The sequence below is a fragment of the Cupriavidus taiwanensis LMG 19424 genome (assembly GCF_000069785.1).
In the GTDB taxonomy this organism is placed as follows: domain Bacteria; phylum Pseudomonadota; class Gammaproteobacteria; order Burkholderiales; family Burkholderiaceae; genus Cupriavidus; species Cupriavidus taiwanensis.
The window spans coordinates 411,816-427,378 of the sequence record NC_010530.1 but is presented as its reverse complement, the minus strand read 5'-3'; the positions used below and the strand labels follow the sequence as shown (position 1 = coordinate 427,378).

Below are 15,563 nucleotides of genomic sequence, written 5' to 3'. Positions count from 1 at the left end.
GATGCGCCCTCGCGGGTCCGGCAGCCAGCCTGGCCGTGCCGGCGCCCCGCTACGCTATGTCGCCTGGCTGGACCCGGCGGCCGTGGCGGCGCGCGCGCCCCTGCCGTGCGTGGCGAGCCAGCAAAGGATGGACCCCGCGACCACCATCGCGGCTCCCTTCCAGAACGCGAAGGACAGCGGGGCATGCAGCAGCGCCGCGGCCAGGGCGGCCGACAGCACCGGAATGAAGTACGATGCGCCGGCGAGCACGGTCACGTTGCCATGCAGGATGCCGACATTCCACGCCGCATAACCGAAGCCCATCGCGCAGGCCGCCAGGGCCAGGTAGACCACGCCGGCAACGCTGAACGCCATCGCTTCGCCGCCTGTGAACAGGTACTTGGCCCACAAGGCGAGGGCGGTGAGCATGAAGAACAGCGTCACGGCGTTCTTGCCCGCCGCAATGCGGGCCGTGACGGTGCAGTAGCCCGCCCAGATCACTGCGCCGGCGAAGGCAAGCCCGTAGCTGAGCGGGTTGTCCCGCACATTGGCCGCCATGCCCGCCACATCCAGTCCCTGATCGCCACCCAGTACCTGGCAGATACCGAGGACGGCCACCAGCAAGCCCGGCACGACCAGCCAGCTGGCCCGCTGCCGGTTGAACAGGATAGCGGCCAGCATGGTGAAGCTGGGCCACAGGTAGTTGACCATGGCCACTTCGATCGCCTGCCTGCCGCTGTTGGCGTAGCCGATCGATAGCGACAGGCACAGCTCGTAGGACACGAACAGCACGCTGCCCCACACCAGGTAGGCGCGGGGCAATGCCCGGAGCCTGACGTGGCCCACCGAAACCCACAGCAGCACGGAGGCGACCGTGTACATCAGCGCGGCACCGCCTGTCGCGCCGAAGCTCTCGCTGACGCCACGGATCAGGCCGACAATCGAGCTCCACAGGAGCACCGCGACGAGCCCGACCAGCGTTGCCTGTTTTCTTTGCATGCCTGCCATTTGGGGTTTCAGCGATCGATGGGAGCGGAAGGGGCCATACTTTACCCGACCCGCGCCGGCGCATCGATCGTGGTCGGCCTGCCCGCCTGTGCAAAACGCCGGCCTCGATCGCGTACCCGGCTAGAATGCAGAAACCCGCGTTGCACGGGAATGACGGTAGTGCTTGATACCTCAACTGAACGGCATTGCCGCGGTGCGCGTTGGTCTGTCCTCCGGAGCCGGCATGGAACCCCTCACTTTTGAATTCGTCACCGTCGAGGAAGCCAGGAAGATCCTGGACGGCGAGCCGCCGGTGCAGGTCGCGCCGGATTGGAACGGGTTGCGGCGCGCGCCCTCGCCGGAAGACGCGGTGCTGTCGGACGCTGCCATGCGCTGGCTGTTGTCGCTGCCGGCCGAGGCGCGCCCGCTGGTGCTGTGCCGCCGCTATCCGCGCATCGGCAACCAGCTGGCGGCGCTGTGCGCCAACCCGGCCGCGCTGCATGCCTTCCTGGTCGAACTGCTGATCGACAAGCGCGGTGGACGGCAGGGGTTCCCGGACGGCATCGCGCTGGAACTGTCGCGCTTGCATGCCTACATGGTCAGGCAGCTGCCCGGCGTCGACGATGCGCCGGGCTGGCCGGACCTGACCGACTGAAACGCGGGCAATTTCCGGTTTGCCGGGATGCGCGGCGGCGTGCTTGCCCGCCGCGCCGTCCCTCAGATCACCAGTTCGATCACGAACGGCCCCTTGCGCGCATTGGCCATGCGGAACAGGTCGGCAAAGCGCTCCATGTCGGTGGCCTGCGCGCCTTCCACGCCCATGCCGCTGGCCAGCTTGACCCAGTCCAGGTCCGGGTTGCCGATGTCGAGCATGTCGAGCGCGGTCTTGCCGGGGCTGGCGCCGACGCCGGCGAGTTCGCCCAGCAGGATGGCGTACTTGCGGTTGGCCAGCAGCACCACGGTCACGTCGAGCTGTTCGCGCGCCATGGTCCACAGCGATTGCAGGGTGTACATGGCCGAGCCGTCGGCTTGCAGTGCCACCACGCGCCGTCCCGGTGCCGCGACGGCCGCGCCGAGCGCCAGCGGCAGGCCGGCCCCGATGGCGCCGCCGGTCAGCTGCAGCCAGTCGTGCGGCGCCGCGTGCACCGTGCCGGGATAGAAGGCCCGGCCAAAGCTGACGCTCTCCTCCACCACGATGGCCTGTTCCGGCAGCAGCGCCGTGAGCGTGCGCGCCACCGCTTCGGACGTGACCGCGCCACGCGCGGGCTCCACCGGCGCCGGGATGGCGGCAGCGGGCAGTTGCGCCTGGCGCGCGCCGACTGCATCGGCGAGCCTTGCCAGCGCTTCGGCCAGGTCTTGTTCCGGGCGGGCCAGCACATGCACCGCGGCATCTTCCGGATACGGGCGCGGCGACTTGCCCGGGTAGGCGAAGAACGTCACCGGTGCCGGCGCGCCGACCAGGATCACGTTGCGGATGCCGGCCAGCTTGTCGCGCGCGGCATCGCCTGAATACGGCACGCGGTCCACCGCCAGGCGCCCGCGCCCGCGCGCCACGCGTGCATTGGACATGGGCGAGATCAGCCGCGCGCCGGTGGCCGCTGCAATGCGGTGCGCGTCGGCCAGCGGCGCCTCACGCAGCGCGCTGCCGGCCAGCACGATCAGCGTCGGCTGGCCCGAGCGCAGCACGCGCGCGGCCTGCTGCACGGCGTCCGGCGAGACCCTGGGCACCGCCAGCGCGGACAATGGTGCCGCCACCACGCCGCCCGCATCCCAGCACACGTCGGACGGCAGGATCAGGCTGGCGACGCCGCCCGGCGCGGCGCAGGCGGCCTGCACCGCGGCCGACGCATCGGCCCCGACCGAAGCCGCCTGCGTGGCGGTGCGCGTCCACACCGAGACTGGCCGCGCCCAGCCTTCGGTGTCGGCGGTCAGCGGCGCATCCAGCGGCCGGTGGTAGGTGGCCTGGTCGCCGATCAGGTTGACCACCGGCGTCTGCGCGCGGCGCGCGTTGTGCAGGTTGGCCAGCCCGTTGGCCAGACCCGGCCCGCAATGCAGCAACGTGGCGGCGGGCTTGCCGGCCATGCGCGCGTAGCCGTCGGCGGCGCCGGTGACCACGCCCTCGAACAGCCCCAGCACGCAACGCATGCCGGGAATGCGGTCCAGCGCCGCGACGAAGTGCATTTCGCTGGTGCCGGGGTTGGCAAAGCAGGTGTCCACGCCATTGGCCAGCAGGGTCTTGACCAGGCTCTCGGCGCCGTTCATCGGTTGTGCGTTGTCCATCTGGGGGTCCGGTGGTGGGTGGGTTGGCTGGGATGCCGGTCAGTCATGCCGGATGCGGGCGCGCGGCCAGCAGGTCGAAATCCAGGCAGACGAACTCGGTCGGGAATTCAATACGGGCGAAATAGACGATGCGCTCCGCCTCCGCAGCGGTGCTCGACGGCACGCAGGCAAAGCGGCGCAGCTCGGCCACCGGCGCACCCACCGCCAGCGCCAGCGCGGCCGCCGCTTCCGCGCCCGCGGCGACGATCGACAGCCGCTGCCGCGCGGTGCTGACCGACAGGCCGGGAAAGCGGTCGAGCACCGGCACCGACGCGCCCTGACGGAAGGCGTCCGGGTCGCGCGCGAACACGCCGGCCTCGATATAGACCTCGCCCACGGCAAAGGGACGCCCGTCGAGGCGGTGCAGGCGGCGCAGGAAATGGTAGGCAGGCGCGCGCTCGCCCGCGCAGGGCATGCCTAGGTCGTCGGGCAGCGGCACATTGCCGGCCGACTCAACCATGGCTTCGGTGTCGAGCTGCGCGCCGACGGCGACGGCCTCGTCCCAGCTGGTCGACAGCGACACCTGCCGCCGCGCCCGGCACGGCGCCCTGACGAAGGTGCCGCGCCCGCGCGAGCGCTCCAGCAGCCCTTCTTCGTCGAGCATCGACAGCGCATGGTGCATGGTCATGCGCGCCACGCCGTACTGGCGGCACAGCTGCTCCAGCGATGGGATGCGCGCCCCCTGGCGCCAGGCGCCGCTTTCGATCTGGCGGCGAAAGATGGTGGCCAGCTGCAGGTAGACCGGCTGGCGGCTGCGGGACAGCAGTTCGCTGGAAAGAGGTTCCGGCATGGGCGGATTGCCCGGTGCCGGGCGCTCGAGGGGCCGGCGGATGCCGGCGGGTGGTGGGGGACAGTATAAAAAGTCTATATATGTAGACTACTAGGGTTTACCTTGGCCCCCATTGGTTTCTTGAGCCGCCTGCCCTGCTCTTCCATGAACGCCGTAATCGCCGCCATCTCTGTCTCCGTGGTGGCCATGACGCGTATCAACCCCTCGTTCTCGATATACGGAATAGGCCTGGCTGGCGGGCCGCAGCTGCAAAACTCGTCCGAAAAAAAAGCGCCCGGAGGCGCTTTGCAAGACCGTTGTGCGGCGTCTTACCACCGCACATCCCGCTCCCATGCCTTCATCTCTTCCTCGGCCTGCTCCTTGCTGTAGCCGTAGCGCTCCTGAATCCGCCCGGCGAGCTGGTCGCGCTTGCCGTTGATCTGCGTGATGTCGTCGTCGGTGAGCTTGCCCCACTTCTCCTTGACCTTGCCCTTGGCTTGTTCCCACTTGCCTTCGATCTGATCCCAGTTCATCGCGTGCTCCTTGATGTCATGGCAAGGGGGCGCGGTTGCGTCCCCTTGCGAGTGGTGCGGTGTTCGACCCGACCCCCGCGGGCCGGGCCGTGCTGAAGCGGCTTACTTGCCGTACTTGGCCTTCACGTCGGCTTGGCACTTGTCCTTGGCATCGCCGGACATGGCGTCGCAACGTTCCTTGTCGGCCTTGTAGGCGGCGTCCATGGTGTCCTTCTTCGCATCGGCGCGCGCTTCGGCAACGTCACTGCGCGAACCGGTTGCCGCGGCCTTGTCGACCTTGGCAGCGGTCAGGGCCTTTTCATGCGCGGCCTTGGCGTCCTTCTTGCAGACGTCCTTGTCGTTGCCCTTCTTGTCGTCGCACATTTCCTTGGCCACGTCATAGTCGCGGTCGGCCTTGGTCTTCTCGGCCTTGGCCATGGCCTTTTGCGTGCCATCGCGGCGGGCCTCGGCCTGGGCCTTGGCAACGTCGCGGTCGCGCTTGGCCTCGGCCTTGCAGACATCCTTGGCGTTGTCCTTCATGCCATCGCACTTGGCAGAGGCAGCCTTGTAGTCCGCGTCGGCCTGCTTCACCGCGGCGTCATAGTCTGCCCTTGCGCCGGTTGCAGCCGTTCCGGCCGTCGTTGACGGTGCCGGTGCCGTGGTCTGCGCCAGGGCCATGCCCGCCGGGGCGGCAACCATCATCGAACACACTGCTGCGGTCAGCCATTTCTTCATCATGTCGAGCTCCTTTCCGGGTGATTGCGTAAGGGTACGCATGAGAGGCCGGCGGCTATGCTGCTGGCCACGCCGTATGTACAGAGTAGGCCCGGGGGGATGGGGTCAGCAGGCGTTGGGCTCCGAAAGGAACGTCAGACTATTCCGACATAGCGGATCGCGCACCGCACATCCACGGCTGCACCGTCGCGCCCGTGCTTGTGGATTGCGCCTCGACATGAAAAAACGCCGCCCGGCAAGGGGCGGCGTCCATGCATCGCCATGTCTGCGATGCCAGACAGCGTGCGCGCGGGCATGCCCCGCGCGACGCTGTCATCAGCCGGAAATCGAAGGCGTGATCCGGTTCTCGTCAGGCGCGGCGGCATCCTCGTCCGGCCAGTTGCGGCCCACCATCCATTCATAGAGCGTCGGCAGCACGATCAGCGTCAGCACGGTCGCGGTGATCAGCCCGCCGATGATGACGATGGCCAGCGGCCGCTGCGTTTCGGAGCCGATGGCGCGCGAGATCGCCATCGGGAACAGGCCCAGCATGGCCAGCAGCGCGGTCATCAGCACGGTCCGCAGCCGGTCCATCGAGCCGGTCAGCACGGCCTGGCGCACCGGCATGCCCTCTTCGCGCAGCTGGTTGAAGTAGGTCACCATCACCACGCCGTTGAGCACCGCCTGGCCGAACAGCGCGATAAAGCCGATCGCCGCCGACACCGACAGCGGGATGCCGGTCAGCAGCAGCGCGAACACGCCGCCAATCAGCGCGAACGGGATGTTCGAGATGATCAGCGTGGCGCTCTTGAACGACTTGAACGCATTGAACAGCAGCAGGAAGATCACCAGCACCGACAGCGGCACCACGATCGACAGCCGCGCCATGGCGCGCTCCTGGTTTTCGAACTCGCCGGACCAGCTGATCTTGACGTCGTCGGCCCGGACGTTCTTGGCTACCAGTTTCTGCATATCCTTGACCACGCTGCCCATGTCGCGGTCGCGGATAAAGATGCCGATCGAGGTGGTGCGCTGGCCGTTCTCGCGGCTGATGTTCATCGCGCCGGAAGCAGCACGGAACGTCACCAGCTGCGACAGCGGCACCTGCGCGCCATCGGCGGTCTGCATGAAGATATTGGGCAGGTTCGGCAGCGCGCGCTCCGACGGTTTCAGCCGCACCGCCACGCTGAAGTGCTTCTCGCCCTCCCACAGCTCGGTCGCGGCCTTGCCGGCCAGCGCGGTTTCCATCAGGTCCTGCACGTCGGCCACGTTGATGCCGTAGCGCGCGGCCTGGGCGCGGTCGAACTCCAGCACGTACTGCGGCAGTTCGCCGTCGCGGTCGATAAAGGCGCGCATCACGCCCTTGACCGACTGCACGTTGGCCAGGATCTGGTCGGCCACCTTCTTGTTGTGCTCCAGGCTGTCGCTCTGCACCTTGATCACGATCTGGCCCTTGATCTGCGAGATGCTTTCGAGGATGTTGTCGCGCACCGGCTGCGAGAAATTGGGCTCGATGCCGGGCAACTGGCGCAGGTGCTTGTCGATCTCGCCGATGATGGCGCGCTTGTCGAGGCCGGCGCGCCATTGCTTCTCGGGCTTGAGGTCGACCAGGATCTCGACGGTGTTGATCAGCTTGGGGTCGGTGCCGTCGTCGGGACGGCCCACCTTGGAGATGGTGGTATTGACCTCCGGCGTCTGGCGGATCACGCTGCGCAGCAGCCGCGCCTGGTCGCGCGCCTCGTCGATCGAGACCGAGGCCGGCAGGTCGAAGCTGACCCACATCGACCCTTCGTCCAGCTCGGGCAGGAACTCGCTGCCAAGGAACTTGCCCGCGCCCACGGTCACCACCAGCAGACCCAGCGCCGCGCCCACCACCAGCTTCTTGTGGTCCAGCGCCCAGGCCAGCATCGGCGCGTAGAGGCGCTTGCAGTGGCGCACCAGGAAGTTGTCGTCGTGCGCGATGTTCTTCTTGAGCAACAGGTGGCACAGCAGCGGCACCAGCGTCAGCGACAGGATCAGCGAGCCGATCAGCGCCCCCGTCACCGTATAGGCCATCGGCGCGAAGATCTTGCCCTCGTGCCGCTGCAGCGTGAAGATCGGAATGTGCGCCGCGATGATGATGACCATCGAGAACACGGTCGGGCGGCCCACCTCGGTGGTCGCCTGCAGGATCGCATGCAGGCGCGCCCGGCTGTCCTGGATCTGCTGCGCCTTGAGTTCGCCCAGCCGCTTGAAGATGTTTTCGACCACGATCACCGCGCCGTCGACGATGATACCGAAGTCCATCGCGCCCAGCGACAGCAGGTTGGCCGGAATCCCGACCCAGGTCAGGCCAATGAAGGTGGACAGCAGCGCCAGCGGGATGATCAGCGCGACGATCGCCGCGGCGCGCACGTTGGCCAGGAACAGGTACAGCACCGCCATCACCAGCAGCGCGCCCTCCACCAGGTTGCCGAACACCGTGTGCAGGGTCTTGTCGATCAGCGTGGAGCGGTCGTAGTACGGCACGATCTTCACGCCCTTGGGCAGGATCTGGTCGTCGAGCAGCTCGATCTTCTTCTTCAGCGCGTCCAGCACCAGCGACGGGTTTTCGCCCTTGCGCATCACCACGATGCCCGAGACGATGTCGTCCTCGTCGTCCTGGCCCATCAGGCCTTGCGGCGGCGCGCTGCCGACGCGCACGTCGGCAATGTCCTTGACCAGGATCGGCGTGCCGTTGTTCTCGGCCACCACCACGTTGGCGATATCGGCCGAGGTGCGGAAGCTGCCCAGCGAGCGCAGCAGGAACTGCTGGCGCCCGTGCGCCACCGCGCCGCCACCGGCATTGGCATTGGCCCGCTGCAGCGCGGTGAACAACTGAGACAGCGAGATCCTGGCGTCGCGCATGCGCGCCAGGTTGGGGTTGACCTCATACTGCTTGATGGTGCCGCCGATGGTGACCAGGTCGGCCACGCCCGGCACCTGGCGCAGGTTCTTCTCGACCACCCAGTCCTGCAGCGTGCGCAGCTCCTGCGGCGTATAGCCCTTGCCGGTCAGCCGGAAGCGGTAGATTTCGCCGATCGCGGTGGACAGCGGCGCCAGGTCCGGATGCACGCCGTCGGGCAAATCCACGCTGCGCAGCCGCTCCAGGATCTGCTGGCGCGCGGCCACGTCGGTCGCCTTGTCGTTGAAGGTCACCATCATGAACGACAGGCCGAACTGCGTGTGCGAGAACACCCGCACCGCGTTGGGCGTGCCGGCCAGCGCGGTCTCGATCGGGATCGTGACCTGGCGCTCCACTTCTTCGGCGGCGCGCCCCGGGTACAGCGTGATGACGTTGACCTGGATGTCGGAGACATCCGGGAAGGCTTCGATCGGCAGGTTCTTGAACGCGGCGATGCCGCCTCCGACGAAGAGGATCAGCCCCAGCCAGACAAAGAGCTTCTGGTGCAGGGCAAAGCTGACGATGCGAGAAATCATGGGCAGCCGTCCTCAGCGCTTCTCTGCCGCGCGCGCCGCGTTCACCGCGGTGGCATCGCGCAGGATGTCCTGCAGGTAAAGGTTGCCTTCGCTGACCACGGTCTCGCCGTCCTTCACGCCTTCGAGCAGCTCGGTGGTGCCGGGCAGCGTCACACCCACGCGCACCTGGCGGCGCTCGAAGGTATTGGGGGCGGTGCGCACGAACACATAGTTGCGGTTGTCGGCCAGGAACACCGCCTTGGACGGCACCGCGACACCCTTGAACGATGCCGCCGGCAGCCTGGCGGTGACGAACATCTCCGCCTTCAGGCGACGCTCGGGATTGGGCACGTTCAGCCGCACCTTGATGCTGCGCGCGGTCGGATCGACATAATCGGCAATCTTGACCACGGTGCCGGCAAAGGTCTCGCCGGGCCAGGCCGAGGTGCTCAGCTGCACGTCGACGCCGGGCTTGAACAGCTTCAGGTCGGCCTCGCCGGCATCGACCTGGGCCCACAGCGTGGTCGGATCGGTTACCAGGAACAGCGGCGCGGCCGGAGGCTGGTCGGGGCGCAGCTCCATGCCGAGGTTGATGTTGCGCTCGACCACCAGGCCGTCGATGGGGCTGCGCAGCGCAAAGCGCTGGTTGACGCCGCCCGTCCCTGCCGCCGCGGCGCCGTACTGGCTTAGCGCCGCCTGGGTGCGCTGCAGGTCGGCCGCGGCGCGCGCGGCGTCGGCCTGGGCCTGCTCCAGTTCCTTCTGCGCGATGATGCCGGCACCATACAGCTCGCGCTGGCGCGCCAGCGCCTTGGCTGCGACCGCGCTGTCGGCGGCGGCCTTGCGCGCGTCGGCCTGGGCCACGCCGAATTCCGGCGAGGTCAGCATCGCCAGCGGCTGACCGGCCTTGACGGTGGCGCCTGGCTGCACCAGCACCTCGGTCACGCGCCCGGCAAACGGCGTCGCCACGCGCACGGTCTTGTCTTCGTTCCACACCAGCCGCCCCGGCAGGCTCAGCATGCGCTCGCCGCCCATGGTGGCGGCCTCGCCGGCGATGCCGGGCAGCGTCTTCACGCTGGCCGGAAACTGGATGGTATTGCCGCTGACCTTGGGATCGTCATCGGCCTTCGTGGTTTCGGGCTTGCCGCACGCGGCCAGCGCCAGCGCGCACAACGACATGGCGAACAGGATGGAAATGCGTGCCGGCAAGGCAGCGTGGAGAGATGACATGCGGCTGGACATGCGTGACAGGAAGGACATGAGGGAATCGCGGGAACTGCGGTTCAGGGGCGCGCGGTGGTCGCGTCCGTGGCGGCGGCATGAGCTGGCGCAGCGCTGGTCGAGGTCTGCAAGGCAGCGCGATACGCCGACAGCGCCTTGGCGTACTCGGCTTGTGCTGCGACGGCATCGAGCCGGGTCTGGCGCAGCGCGCGCCGCGCATCGAGCAGGTCGAGCACGCCGGTGGCGCCCTTGCGGTAGGCGAATTCGGCGCTGCCGGCAACGCTTTCCGCAGCGGGCAGCACGTCCTCGCGCATCTGCCGCAGCGACTGGCGCGCGGTCTCGAGCTGGCTGCGCAGCCGTTCGATCTCGTTGCCGGCCTCCAGCATCACGCGGTTGCGGTCGTCCAGCGCCGCGTAGTAATCGACCTCGGCGCGGCGCGCCTCGCCGCCGTTGCTGTGGCGCACCGGCAGGGGGACGGACAGGAACACGCCGAAGCTGTTGCCGGAGCCATAGCTGTTGCTTGGCGAAGTCGGATAGTGCTCGGCCTGCGCGCCAATGGTCACATCGGGCACGCGCCCCGCGCGTGCGAGGTCGCGCGTCGCCGCGGCGGCGGCCAGGCGCGCCTCGGCCGCGGTCACGTCGGGGCGGCGCTGCAGCGTGTCGGGGTCTGGCGGCGGCACGGCCGCATCGAGCACCGGCCAGTCGGCCACCAGCCGGTTGTCGGCGAGGGTGCCGGGCACGCCCATCGCCTGCGCCAGCATGGCCTTGTCGCGGTAATGATCGGTGATGGCCTGGCGCATATCGCTCTGCGCGCGCAGCGCGTCGAGCTGCAGCTTGGTCACGTCGGCGCGCGCCACGTCGCCGGCTTTGAGGCGAGTCTCGCTGGCCTGGCGGGTGCGCTCGTACAGCGCAAGGGTCTCGCGCAACACGGCCACGCGCTCCTGGCTGGCCAGCGCGTCGAAGAAGGCCTGCTCCACCGCGCCGGTCTGTTGCGCCACCACGGCCTGCACCGCTTCGCCGGCGGCGGCGCTGGCCTTGCGCGCGGCATCGACGCGCAGGTTGCCCTTGTTGGCCGTCTCGATCAACTGGTCCACCCGCAGCGTGGAATCCACGGTCTTGCTGCGCAGGTTGCCGGAGCCGACGCCGGCATGCGGGTTGATGTTCTCGACACCCAGGCTTAGCACGGGGTTGGGACGCTGCGACGCGATCTGCACGTCGGCCTGGCTGGCTTCCACCCCTCGGCGCGCGGCCAGGATGGTCCGGTTACAGCGCAACGCGTCCAGGCGCACCTGGGCCAGGGTCAGCGTGGCGCCTGCCGGCGGCGGCGCGCACGGGCCATCGGCCGGTGCGGCATGCATGGAATCAGCAGAAGCAGCGGAAGGAGGCGAATCGGCCAGGCGTTCGGCGGCGCGGCTCGCCACAGGCCCTGCCACGAGGCCCAGCCCCAGCAGGGCCGCCACGGCAACACGGGATAAGACAAAAGGCACGTTCAGTCGGGCTCGGTTTGACAACGATCTGCGGTAAACGACCGTACCCGCCGAATGGTTCACCGAGGCGCGAAATATTCCCGCGCCCGGCGCCCGACGAGGTTGCGCGGCGTGGCTGTCTTGTCGCGCCCTCGCCCGCTGTCCCGATGCCGTCTACGCCACCCGGACACGATCTCCCGCCCGCATTCAAACCGAATCGCTTTACAAACGGCTTTCATTCCCCTGACAAATGCCTTTAACTACGCGAAAACCCTGACCATTCGGAAAAAACGACAAACGGCACGGCTGTTGCCAGCCGTGCCGTCGGAAGCCTGCCTGGGCAGGCTATGCCTTCACGCGGTCATCCAGCCCCAGCCCGCGCCCGATGATCTCCTTCATGATCTCGCTGCTGCCGGCATAGATGCGCGAAATGCGCGCGTCGGCATACATGCGGCAGATGCGGTACTCCTCCATATAGCCGGCGCCGCCGTGCAGCTGCACGCCTTCGTCAACCATGCGTCCCTGCAGCTCGGAGGTCAGCAGCTTGGCCGACGCCGCGGTCTCCACCGTCAGCGTGCCGGCGTTGTGTTGCAGCACGCACTGGTCGACAAAGGTCTGCAGCGCGTCCAGCTGCGCGCGCAGCTCGGCCAGCTTGAAGCGCGAGTTCTGGAACGTGCCGATGGCGCGGCCAAAGGCCTTGCGCTCGCGCACGTAGTCCAGCGTGATATCGAACGCCACCTGTGCCGACGCCATGTAGCCGCAGGCCCCGATCAGGCGCTCCTCGGCCAGGTGGCGCGTCAGGTAGCGGAAGGCCTGGCCGGGCTCGCCCAGCACGTTGGCCTTGGGCACCCTGACGTTGTCGAAGAACAGCTCCGAGGTGTCCTGCGAGTGCAGGCCCAGCTTGCGCAGCTTGCGCCCGCGCTCGAAGCCCGGCATGCCGCGTTCGACGATGAAGAGCGTCAGGCCATGGCTGCGTTCCGGATCGGTGCGGGCCACCACGATCACCACGTCGGCCAGCTGGCCGTTCGAAATATAGGTCTTGGCGCCGTTCAGCACCCAGTGGTCGCCATGGTCCTCGGCGCGGGTGCGAATGCCGGCCAGGTCCGAGCCGGTCTGCGGCTCGGTCATGGCCACGGCGAAGATCGACTCGCCGCGCGCGGCAGCGGGCAGCAGGCGCTGGCGCTGTTCTTCATTGCCGATGCGGCCGATGTAAGGCGCCACCAGGCGCGAATGCAGCGTGCCGAAGAAACCGGAATCGCCGTGGCGCGCGTTTTCCTCGATCAGGATTTGCTCATAGCGAAAGTCCTGCACGCCGGCGCCGCCGTATTGCTCGTCGGCCCACATCAGCAGGTAGCCCTGCTCGCCGGCCTTGCGGAACACCTCGCGGTCCACGCAGCCCTGTTCGCGCCAGCGCTCGCCATGCGGGCCGACCTCGCGCTGGTAGAAGCGGCGGGCGGATTCGCGGAAGGCGTCGTGTTCGGCTTCGAAGATCAGGCGTTGCATCGGGGTCTCCAGGGTTTTGACATTGACCGGGCCAGTGTCGGCCGAGCCACGCCCGGGAGATTCGTCGGAACAGATGATTTTTCTTACCGTCGGCGGACCGGCCCGCCCGCAGCAAAAAGCCGCTTGAGTGCAATTTTATTGATATGAAGTGCAAATAACTTTCATTTACCGCCCGGCACGCTTTGTGCCAATACTGGAACCACAGATAACGATTCGATGGAGCGGGAACATGGAAGCCATCCTCTGGATTGGACTGGCGCTGGCATTGGTGGGGTTGGGGGGTACCGCCACCTGGCTGATCGGCACGCGGGTACCGGAACCGGTCCTGACGCGCGCGCAGCAGCATGGGCGCTTTGCCGGCCTCGAACCTCGCCCGCCGCGACGCGGCAGCGGCGGCGGCCGGGGGAGGCGCGTGCGGCAATGGCGCCTGGTGGCCGTGCCGGCCCCATCGGGACAGCTGGTGCCGGTGCGGATCTGAGCCCGGCGCGGGTCCGGGCGCTACTGCGGGACGTCCCAGCGCTGCGACCAGTCGGATTCTTCCCGCACGATCTCGCGCAGGATCTCCACGGCTTCCTGCGCCGGTCCCGTGGGCGCCTTGGCGCAGACCAGGAACACGGGATACGAAAATTCCGGCGCGCCGGCGACGCGCACCAGTACACCGCTGTCGAGGTAGCTCTGCACCACCCGCGTGCGGAAGTAGCCGCTGCCGCCGAACTGCAGGATGTACTGCAACGCCAGCGGCCCGAGGTTGAAGTACAGGGATGCGCGCGCATGCTCCGGCAACGCGCTGTCATGCTGGCGGCGGAACTCCGGGCCCCAGTCGACATAGACATAGCCGCCGTCGCGCTGCGTCGAGCGGATCAGTACCAGCTTTTCCTCCATCAGCGCTTCCACCTGCATGCCGGGCGCGTACTCAGGCTGGTACACCAGCGCGGCGTCCAGAGCGCCCGATTGCAGCCTTCGTTGCAGCTCCGCCCCCTCGCCCACTTCCGCCCGCACGGCCTGCGCCGGCATCCGCTGGCGCAGGCGTGTCGCCCACAGCAGCACCAGCGGATTGCCCAGGCTGATCTCCGTGCCATAGCGGAACAGGCTGGCCAGCCCCGTCGGCAACGGCAGCTCGCGGCACGCCGCCTCCCAGGTCTGCACCAGCTGGCTGGCATAGCCAAGAAACCGCTGCCCGTCCGGCGTCAGCCGCGCGCCCGCCTTGTTGCGCTCGAACAGGCGGCAGTTCAGCTGCGCCTCCAGGCTCTTAATGCGCGCGGTCACGGCGGTCTGGGTGACATGCAGCTTGTCGGCGGCGGCCAGCAGGCTGCCGTCGCGCACAACCTGCAGGAAGGTGCGGGCTAGTTCGATGTCCATGGTGGCGGAGAATCCGGGGCGACGTGGCGCATTGTAGACAAGAGTAGCCGATTGAGAATCCGGGCATACACACAAGGATGTACTTCTGCTTTCATGGTGCTATGCTTTGTACCTACAAGGATGTACATGGAACTCGCAATGCCTTTCACCCGGATCTTCCGCAACGGCAATTCCCAGGCGGTGCGCATTCCCGCGGAACTGGCCTATCCCGACACGGACATGCAGTTTGAAATCGAGCGAATTGGCGATGAGCTGCGCATCCGGCCCGCGCGACGACGCCTGACCGGGCTGCTCGATGTGTTCGCCGCCTTCCCTGACGATTTCATGGCCCCAGGGCGCGAAGACCAGACCCAGTCCGAACGGGAGGGGTTCTGATGGCCAGGTATATGTTCGACACCAATATGTGCATCTACCTGATGAAGAACCAGCCGCCCCGGGTTGCCGAGCGCCTTGCCCAGTGCTTTGAGGGCGATGTGGTGTTGTCCGCGATCAGCCTGGCCGAACTGGAATACGGCGTTACCGTGTCGCGCGATCCGCAGCTCGCCCGGCGCGCCTTGCAGGCGCTGATCGGGCGCGTGCCGGTGCTGCCGCTGAACGCGGCAGCGGCGCGCGCCTATGGTCCGGTCCGTGCCGCCACCCGTGAACGCAAGGCCGATGCGCTGGACAAGCTGATTGCGGCCCATGCCATTGCCGAAGGCCTGACCATGGTCACGCGCAACGTCCGCGACTTTACCGCCTATCCGGGTCTGCGCGTGGAAGACTGGACCGAAGGTCAGGGCGCAGTGCCGGACCGATAAAGCCCCGCTTGCCCGGGAAACCGGCAAGGCGTGACACGGAGCCAGGCACCGATATCCGACGCCAGCCCTGATCCTGCCGGCCCCTCTGCGCGCAGGGTCAGCGCACTGGCTGCGGCCGCACCGCCGCCGGCATGGCGACCGGCACCGGCGCCACGGGCACACCACGCGCCTCGCGTGGCGGCCGCAACGGGGCGATGCCTTCCGGCTCCTGCCACGCCAGGCCATTGTCATAGCCGGTGGCGACGGCCTCCAGGTAGCCGGGCGCAAACTTGCGCTCCGGCGTCACCGCCTGCACGGCGGGCGCCGTGGCGGCCTGCGGCGCCTCGGACTGCGCGCAGGCGACGCTGTTCAGGCATAAGCCCAGCACGCGCAGCAGCGCCATGGCCTGGCGCGAACGGTGTCGGATGGCGGACGGGCGCGACGCGGCCTGCCCGTTCTGGCATGGGGATCGGGTTTTCATTCGGACTCTCCGGGAAGCCATTGCTGGCAGGTGGCACAACGA

15 protein-coding genes are annotated in these 15,563 nt (G+C 68.0%); 4 read left to right on the top strand and 11 right to left on the bottom strand.

What is annotated here, in order from left to right; all coding sequences use genetic code 11:
- Positions 1–54: 54 nt before the first annotated feature.
- On the bottom strand, positions 55–987 hold the full coding sequence (gene yddG / locus RALTA_RS17625; protein ID WP_012355235.1) for an aromatic amino acid DMT transporter YddG: 933 nt from the start codon (positions 985–987) through the stop codon (positions 55–57).
- A 223-nt stretch (positions 988–1,210) separates the two neighbouring features.
- Between yddG and RALTA_RS17620 the strand changes: the two genes are divergently transcribed.
- Positions 1,211–1,621, top strand: coding sequence for a hypothetical protein (locus RALTA_RS17620; protein WP_012355234.1), 411 nt, complete (start codon positions 1,211–1,213; stop codon positions 1,619–1,621).
- 62 nt (positions 1,622–1,683) lie between these two features.
- Here the strand turns inward: RALTA_RS17620 and RALTA_RS17615 are convergent, their stop codons facing one another.
- From RALTA_RS17615 to RALTA_RS17580, 8 genes are all read right to left on the bottom strand, one after another.
- Entirely contained in the window at positions 1,684–3,228 is a 1,545-nt protein-coding gene (locus RALTA_RS17615) for an acetolactate synthase large subunit (protein ID WP_041232692.1), read from the bottom strand.
- Between the two features lie 61 nt (positions 3,229–3,289).
- Positions 3,290–4,075 (bottom strand): GntR family transcriptional regulator, encoded by a 786-nt coding sequence (locus RALTA_RS17610; protein WP_012355232.1) that lies wholly within the window; start codon positions 4,073–4,075, stop codon positions 3,290–3,292.
- 308 nt (positions 4,076–4,383) lie between these two features.
- Positions 4,384–4,587, bottom strand: a complete 204-nt coding sequence (locus RALTA_RS17605; protein ID WP_012355231.1) for a CsbD family protein — start codon at positions 4,585–4,587, stop codon at positions 4,384–4,386.
- Between the two features lie 102 nt (positions 4,588–4,689).
- A complete protein-coding gene (locus RALTA_RS17600) occupies positions 4,690–5,304 on the bottom strand; it encodes a hypothetical protein (protein ID WP_012355230.1) in 615 nt (204 codons plus the stop codon).
- A gap of 312 nt (positions 5,305–5,616) precedes the next feature.
- Positions 5,617–8,739 carry an efflux RND transporter permease subunit gene (locus RALTA_RS17595; protein WP_012355229.1) on the bottom strand — a complete coding sequence of 1,041 codons (3,123 nt, stop codon included), beginning with the start codon at positions 8,737–8,739 and terminating at the stop codon, positions 5,617–5,619.
- Between the two features lie 12 nt (positions 8,740–8,751).
- A complete protein-coding gene (locus RALTA_RS17590) occupies positions 8,752–9,945 on the bottom strand; it encodes an efflux RND transporter periplasmic adaptor subunit (RefSeq protein ID WP_012355228.1) in 1,194 nt (397 codons plus the stop codon).
- A 53-nt stretch (positions 9,946–9,998) separates the two neighbouring features.
- On the bottom strand, positions 9,999–11,294 hold the full coding sequence (locus RALTA_RS17585) for a TolC family protein (protein ID WP_012355227.1): 1,296 nt from the start codon (positions 11,292–11,294) through the stop codon (positions 9,999–10,001).
- A 453-nt stretch (positions 11,295–11,747) separates the two neighbouring features.
- A complete protein-coding gene (locus RALTA_RS17580; RefSeq protein WP_012355226.1) occupies positions 11,748–12,905 on the bottom strand; it encodes an acyl-CoA dehydrogenase family protein in 1,158 nt (385 codons plus the stop codon).
- 229 nt (positions 12,906–13,134) lie between these two features.
- On the opposite strand from RALTA_RS17580, the gene RALTA_RS17575 reads away from it, so the two are divergent.
- Complete coding sequence (locus RALTA_RS17575) at positions 13,135–13,383, top strand: hypothetical protein (RefSeq protein WP_012355225.1); 249 nt, start codon at positions 13,135–13,137, stop codon at positions 13,381–13,383.
- 20 nt (positions 13,384–13,403) lie between these two features.
- On the opposite strand, the gene RALTA_RS17570 is transcribed toward RALTA_RS17575, so the two are convergent.
- Positions 13,404–14,264, bottom strand: a complete 861-nt coding sequence (locus RALTA_RS17570; protein WP_012355224.1) for a LysR family transcriptional regulator — start codon at positions 14,262–14,264, stop codon at positions 13,404–13,406.
- Between the two features lie 126 nt (positions 14,265–14,390).
- On the opposite strand from RALTA_RS17570, the gene vapB reads away from it, so the two are divergent.
- Both vapB and RALTA_RS17560 read left to right on the top strand, forming a co-directional pair.
- A complete protein-coding gene (vapB, locus tag RALTA_RS17565) occupies positions 14,391–14,639 on the top strand; it encodes a type II toxin-antitoxin system VapB family antitoxin (RefSeq protein WP_012355223.1) in 249 nt (82 codons plus the stop codon).
- On the top strand, positions 14,639–15,061 hold the full coding sequence (locus RALTA_RS17560) for a type II toxin-antitoxin system VapC family toxin (RefSeq protein ID WP_012355222.1): 423 nt from the start codon (positions 14,639–14,641) through the stop codon (positions 15,059–15,061). The genes vapB and RALTA_RS17560 overlap by 1 nt, the downstream gene beginning before the upstream one ends.
- A gap of 97 nt (positions 15,062–15,158) precedes the next feature.
- On the opposite strand, the gene RALTA_RS17555 is transcribed toward RALTA_RS17560, so the two are convergent.
- A complete protein-coding gene (locus RALTA_RS17555) occupies positions 15,159–15,521 on the bottom strand; it encodes a hypothetical protein (RefSeq protein ID WP_012355221.1) in 363 nt (120 codons plus the stop codon).
- Between the last annotated feature and the right edge of the window lie 42 nt (positions 15,522–15,563).

Coding starts and splice junctions, on each gene's coding strand:
- yddG (WP_012355235.1), bottom strand. CDS start 987: ATGGCAGGCATGCAAAGAAAACAGGCAACGCTGGTCGGGCTCGTCGCG.
- RALTA_RS17620 (WP_012355234.1), top strand. CDS start 1,211: ATGGAACCCCTCACTTTTGAATTCGTCACCGTCGAGGAAGCCAGGAAG.
- RALTA_RS17615 (WP_041232692.1), bottom strand. CDS start 3,228: ATGAACGGCGCCGAGAGCCTGGTCAAGACCCTGCTGGCCAATGGCGTG.
- RALTA_RS17610 (WP_012355232.1), bottom strand. CDS start 4,075: ATGCCGGAACCTCTTTCCAGCGAACTGCTGTCCCGCAGCCGCCAGCCG.
- RALTA_RS17605 (WP_012355231.1), bottom strand. CDS start 4,587: ATGAACTGGGATCAGATCGAAGGCAAGTGGGAACAAGCCAAGGGCAAG.
- RALTA_RS17600 (WP_012355230.1), bottom strand. CDS start 5,304: ATGATGAAGAAATGGCTGACCGCAGCAGTGTGTTCGATGATGGTTGCC.
- RALTA_RS17595 (WP_012355229.1), bottom strand. CDS start 8,739: ATGATTTCTCGCATCGTCAGCTTTGCCCTGCACCAGAAGCTCTTTGTC.
- RALTA_RS17590 (WP_012355228.1), bottom strand. CDS start 9,945: ATGTCATCTCTCCACGCTGCCTTGCCGGCACGCATTTCCATCCTGTTC.
- RALTA_RS17585 (WP_012355227.1), bottom strand. CDS start 11,294: ATGCATGCCGCACCGGCCGATGGCCCGTGCGCGCCGCCGCCGGCAGGC.
- RALTA_RS17580 (WP_012355226.1), bottom strand. CDS start 12,905: ATGCAACGCCTGATCTTCGAAGCCGAACACGACGCCTTCCGCGAATCC.
- RALTA_RS17575 (WP_012355225.1), top strand. CDS start 13,135: ATGGAAGCCATCCTCTGGATTGGACTGGCGCTGGCATTGGTGGGGTTG.
- RALTA_RS17570 (WP_012355224.1), bottom strand. CDS start 14,264: ATGGACATCGAACTAGCCCGCACCTTCCTGCAGGTTGTGCGCGACGGC.
- vapB (WP_012355223.1), top strand. CDS start 14,391: ATGGAACTCGCAATGCCTTTCACCCGGATCTTCCGCAACGGCAATTCC.
- RALTA_RS17560 (WP_012355222.1), top strand. CDS start 14,639: ATGGCCAGGTATATGTTCGACACCAATATGTGCATCTACCTGATGAAG.
- RALTA_RS17555 (WP_012355221.1), bottom strand. CDS start 15,521: ATGAAAACCCGATCCCCATGCCAGAACGGGCAGGCCGCGTCGCGCCCG.